The organism is Infirmifilum sp. (genome assembly GCF_049970975.1).
Taxonomy (GTDB): domain Archaea; phylum Thermoproteota; class Thermoprotei; order Thermofilales; family Thermofilaceae; genus Thermofilum; species Thermofilum uzonense.
Genome location: NZ_JBMFLX010000102.1, coordinates 1 through 4,689 on the forward strand (window position 1 = coordinate 1; position 4,689 = coordinate 4,689).

Below are 4,689 nucleotides of genomic sequence, written 5' to 3' on the forward strand. Positions count from 1 at the left end.
GGGGAAGCACTATTCCACTGAGACTATATTGGATGGTTAAACCCATATCGCGTTTGTGGCTTAACTTATTTTTATTAGATTACGCTATTTATGCGAGCTATGTAAGCACCAGTCTTTTCTGCAGGAAAAGTGTTGTAGTTGCTGACAGATTCGCACTTGACATACTAGTTGACGTCATATATGATACTCACCTAAACCCTCTAAAGCATCTCGTAGGTAGATTCTTTTACCTTCTTTTATACAAGTCGCTAAGAACCGGTAAAGCGAGAGGTGTTGTTATGCTTGTTGACGAGGAAACAGTGTTTAGCAGGAGAAAGGACATACCACTGAGAAACTATGTCAGATTTAGAATCCCTATATATAGAAAACTAGCCAAACATCTAGGCTTACCTGTAATTGATGGTAGAGCAGAGCTTGCTGAGAACTTCAAAACAGTACTTAAAGCGGTTGGTGTAAATGGTTAAGAGGATCGCTATAATATCGAGAGAAAAACTAAATATCGAGAAACATACCTCTGGTCAGGAATTCTACCTGAAAATACTAGTTAATTCTCTACGAAGAATAGGTGTTGATGTGGGGCTACTAACAATCAACGAGGCTTTAAGGAGCGGTGGCGATTATGATGCTCTACACTTATACTATGTTGGCTTAGCTGATGTCATTAAGTTACGTAAGAAATTTAACAACTCAAAATTTGTATACCATGTATATCATGTAGAAGACTCCACATGGAGTTATCCTCGAACTTTATTATGGCAAGGATTTCTAATCTCCATCCAATTTGCTATAGATGTGTATCTAGCAACATCTAGAAGTTTATTGAAGTGGCTTAAAAGTAAAATATTACTGTCTAAGTATATATTAATCGAACCATATATCAACTGTAACAATGGCTTCTTTAATAACTTTGAATATGTTGTAAAAGAAAAGTTCCAAGATTTACGTGAACTCATACTTTTGTACATTGGTAGAGTGAATCCATGGAGGTTCCCGTTAAAAGAGGTCATTGAATCTCTTAAACCTCTCTTGAAGAGAATCCCTGTAAAGCTTATTGTAGTTTCAAAGCTTAGCGAGAAAGACAAAATCAACACGTTTAAGCCTTATGAAAAATTAGAGGTGATTATAATTGATAGGTGGCTTAGCGACGACGAGAAAAGGGAAGTATTCCGTAAGGCGCACTTCTTTCTTTTTCCTGCCAAGGGCAATACTGCTATGAATCCTCCAATAACGGTGCTTGAGTCTGTTTGCTATGGTACATTGCCACTTGTCACGACCATAGTGATCAAAGATATTGATATTCCAAAGGAGCTTGTTGCCTATGGAGTAAATGAAATTCCCGAAAGGATTACACAACTGATCGAGGACCCCATGCTTCTTTCAAGCACTATAAACGGTATAAAAAGTAGTTTTAGGAGGTTCTACGATGAGAATAGATTCATCGGTGCTCTTAGAGAAGTTATTTAACTCAATACCAGCTACTTTAAACATTATTCGGGATCCCCTAGCACAAAGCTTATTAGGGTTCGTGAGCGATAACAAATATCCTTCACACTCTCTGAAGTACTTGGTTAAATACGCATACATAAATAAGGTTTTAAACTTGCTTGTGATTCGCAGTCCATCAATATTTAAAGGAACCGAGTTAGCAGAGAGACTAGTAAATCAGAGAATAAAGTTTCTTAAGCATTTACATGCTCTAGTCGACGTACTAGAAAGGATTAACATCGAGTACGTTGTATTTAAAACCTATAGACCAGTACCTGAAACACCAGTCGATATAGACATTTGTGTGTATGGTTTAGAAGACGCCCTGCAGATAGTTAAGGCTTTGAAAACTAAGTTTAAGATAGAAATATGTAACGTAGATAGATTCTCCATAGGCATAAGGATCTCCGATCTTGGTGAATATATAGATATCTACGTCTATCCTCATGTAGCAAACTTTATTTATTTGAATAACAGAGTTTTGCTAGATAACAAACAATATATCGACGTTAATGAATTTAATCTGGAGTTTCAAATTCCAATACCGAGTTTCACCGCTGAAGCGCTTGCAGTTATATCTCACGCCATTATCAAAGAAGGTGTTATGACGCTTAACGATGTTCTCACTACTGTAACCTACATGCAAACAAACCTTGAAGATATACTTGCCTTGGCAAAAAGAGAGTCACTAGACCTAGCAGTCGGACCTTTTCTGAAAAAGCTGGAAAGTGGGAGATTTCCGGCTAGGTTTACGGTTTTAGAGAGATTCCTAGCAATTGCTCAACGTTCCATGAAGAGGGAGAGTTTTATCTCTATACCGTATTTTTTAAGAGGTGTTGTTAAAAAGAGAGAAGCGCTCCTTGAGGCTTCACGAAAAGTAACCTACGTAAGAGGACTGAATAGGTAGAATATTTAACATCACGCATCTTAGATGTAAAGCAATTAATTTGACGCCCTACGACTCAAATTGACCATACCCGCTCTTAAAATGATTGAAGAGCAACTAATCAAAACACGCCAGGTCGGCTTTTAGCGTTTACTAATCTTTGTGAGAAATTGGCTTGAGAGTTCCAAAGGGTTGAATATTCATGAGCAGACTTAGCATCCTTATAGTTTCCGAAAAATGGTGGCCAGATAATGGGGGAGGATCGCTTGCCACGTACTTAATAACTAAATTGCTAGCAAATCACTTCAATGTAATTGTTTTAACCGGTAGTGGAACCTTTGAAAAAATCAACAATGTTAAGTTTATTCAAACAGAACGGTTGAAGGCAAGTAGTAAGCATGAACTATGGCTTAAAACGCTTCAGCTTAGTAGAGAGCAGTGGTTTAGAAATCTTGTAGAAAAAGTTGATGTAGTATACGTGCCGGGCTTCTCATTTCCTATAATACCCCTTGCTAAGAGAATGAATAGGAAGGTAGTTGTCCACTTACATGGATATATTCCAGTAAGCTACACAGCCGTCATACCAGCACCATATGAGCAGTATAAGAAGGTAATGAAAAAGTTCAACATATGGCTTGAAAGTAGAAATAGCATTAAGCATGTTTTGGTAGCAGGATTCGCCCAAGAGATAGTTACAAAACTTGCTAGGACATGGATAAGCCAGGCGGATAAAGTGTTATGCGTTTCTAATAGACATGCAAGCATAGTAGGGGAGTTAGCTCCAGAATTAAGGGGTAAAATAGCTGTTGTCTATAACCCGCCGCCTGAAGTGAGTTCCATAAATAAGGAGCTAACTGATGATCCGCTACTTATTTATGTTGGCGGTGATAGCTTCATAAAGGGCTTTCACATACTACTTAGTGCAATTCCCAGATTGATCAGGTCTGGTGTTAGGCTTAGGTTATTTGGTGATTATAGGAGAGTCATTAAGATGTATAATGTTGAGTTTGTGGGTAGAATCCCACATGATCGCTTAATGCAGGAGCATAGATATGCCTGGGGCCTGCTATTTCCATCAATAAATGAGGAGCCGCTACCATACGCAGTGATCGAGTCTGCAGTTTCTGGCACGGTGCCGCTGGTATCTAATGCTGGTGGTGCTGTCGAGGTACTTAGGGGGACTCCAGCAGAGAAGTTTGTATTCAGAGTTAATGATCCAAGTGACTTAGTTGATAAAGTCTTAAGCTTAGTTGCTGAGGGGTCTAAACACGTTGTTGAGATGGGGCTTGAAACCAGGGAAGTAGTGGTTAAGCGCCTTGAGGAATCATCGAGGCAATTAATTAGGCACATATTGAGCACTGTTGAGTAGTATGGAGACTCCAAAGATTTTCAGTTCGCAGATGATGCTGGCTTTATTGGATTTTAATTAATTAGGTTTTAGTTGTTGCTGGGCATAGCGTTAGAGTTCTCAATAACCTAGTCACAGGCTCTCCTGATAACCTTAGAGGAGTTATTGATTCTATCGAACTTGTTAAAGATGATATCAGAGATTGTGAGGTTGTCGAGGATATTGCTAGGAGTACACACAATGTGGTGGAGACCTCGAAAAACATAGACACGTTTATATTCGCGTCCTCTAGCATTATTTATTGCGAGAATCTGAAGCTACCGATACCTGAGCATTACCCGCTTAACCCAAAGTTGCCTTACGCGGCATTCAAGACCTCTGACGAGACCTTCATCAAGGCCTTCTCCAAGCTGTAAGGCTTTAGACCCTCATCCTTAGACTCTTTAACGTCTACGGTCCCAAGCAGTCCAGGGCCTATGCCGGCGTCATTATTGAGTTTATTAGGAGGGTCTCTAGGGGTGAGCCTCCCGTGATTTTCGGTGATGGTGAGCAGATCAGGGATTTCGTACATGTTAATGAAGTGGTCAATGCCATAATGCTTGCCTTAGGTAACGATAAAGCCAGGGGTATTTACAATATCGGCAGTGGTACTGCCACATCAATAAATGAGTTAGCAAAAATATTACGCAACGCGATGGGTAGGGGAGGACTTAAGACCCATCTATACGCCACCAATGTCGGGTGACATTAAACATTCGGTGGCAGACATAACTAGGGCTATGAGGGGGTTAAGGTTTAGGCCTAGTATCAGGCTTGAGGATGGATTAAGGGATTTGGTATCCATGTATGGTGCTCGTTAGTTTAACGTTTGATGATGGTTTTATGGAGCAGTTACGTATTGCCAGGTACCTTGCTAGGCGCGGTATTAGGGCTACGTTCTTCGTAATAACTGGGCTTAGGGAGTACATGG

The 4,689-nt window shown here is 39.9% G+C and carries 6 protein-coding genes and 1 pseudogene; all 7 read left to right on the forward strand.

From position 1 onward, the window contains the following. Positions 1 to 464, forward strand: a 464-nt coding sequence (locus ACP5KC_RS08855; RefSeq protein ID WP_428287313.1) for a hypothetical protein, incomplete at its 5' end; no start/stop codon positions are given. After that, positions 457 to 1,464 (forward strand): glycosyltransferase, encoded by a 1,008-nt coding sequence (locus tag ACP5KC_RS08860; RefSeq protein ID WP_428287314.1) that lies wholly within the window; start codon positions 457 to 459, stop codon positions 1,462 to 1,464. The genes ACP5KC_RS08855 and ACP5KC_RS08860, both read left to right, overlap by 8 nt. A 61-nt stretch (positions 1,465 to 1,525) precedes the next feature. Further along, positions 1,526 to 2,392: a hypothetical protein gene (locus ACP5KC_RS08865; RefSeq protein ID WP_428287315.1), complete on the forward strand. Its 867-nt coding sequence runs from the start codon at positions 1,526 to 1,528 to the stop codon at positions 2,390 to 2,392. Positions 2,393 to 2,573: 181 nt separating this feature from the next. Next, entirely contained in the window at positions 2,574 to 3,740 is a 1,167-nt protein-coding gene (locus ACP5KC_RS08870) for a glycosyltransferase family 4 protein (protein ID WP_428287316.1), read from the forward strand. 224 nt (positions 3,741 to 3,964) lie between these two features. Next, on the forward strand, positions 3,965 to 4,135 hold the full coding sequence (locus ACP5KC_RS08875) for a hypothetical protein (protein WP_428287317.1): 171 nt from the start codon (positions 3,965 to 3,967) through the stop codon (positions 4,133 to 4,135). Positions 4,136 to 4,149: 14 nt separating this feature from the next. Further along, positions 4,150 to 4,464 (forward strand): NAD-dependent epimerase/dehydratase family protein, encoded by a 315-nt coding sequence (locus ACP5KC_RS08880; protein WP_428287318.1) that lies wholly within the window; start codon positions 4,150 to 4,152, stop codon positions 4,462 to 4,464. A gap of 137 nt (positions 4,465 to 4,601) precedes the next feature. Continuing rightward, positions 4,602 to 4,689, forward strand: a pseudogene (locus tag ACP5KC_RS08885) (polysaccharide deacetylase family protein); the annotation flags it as partial.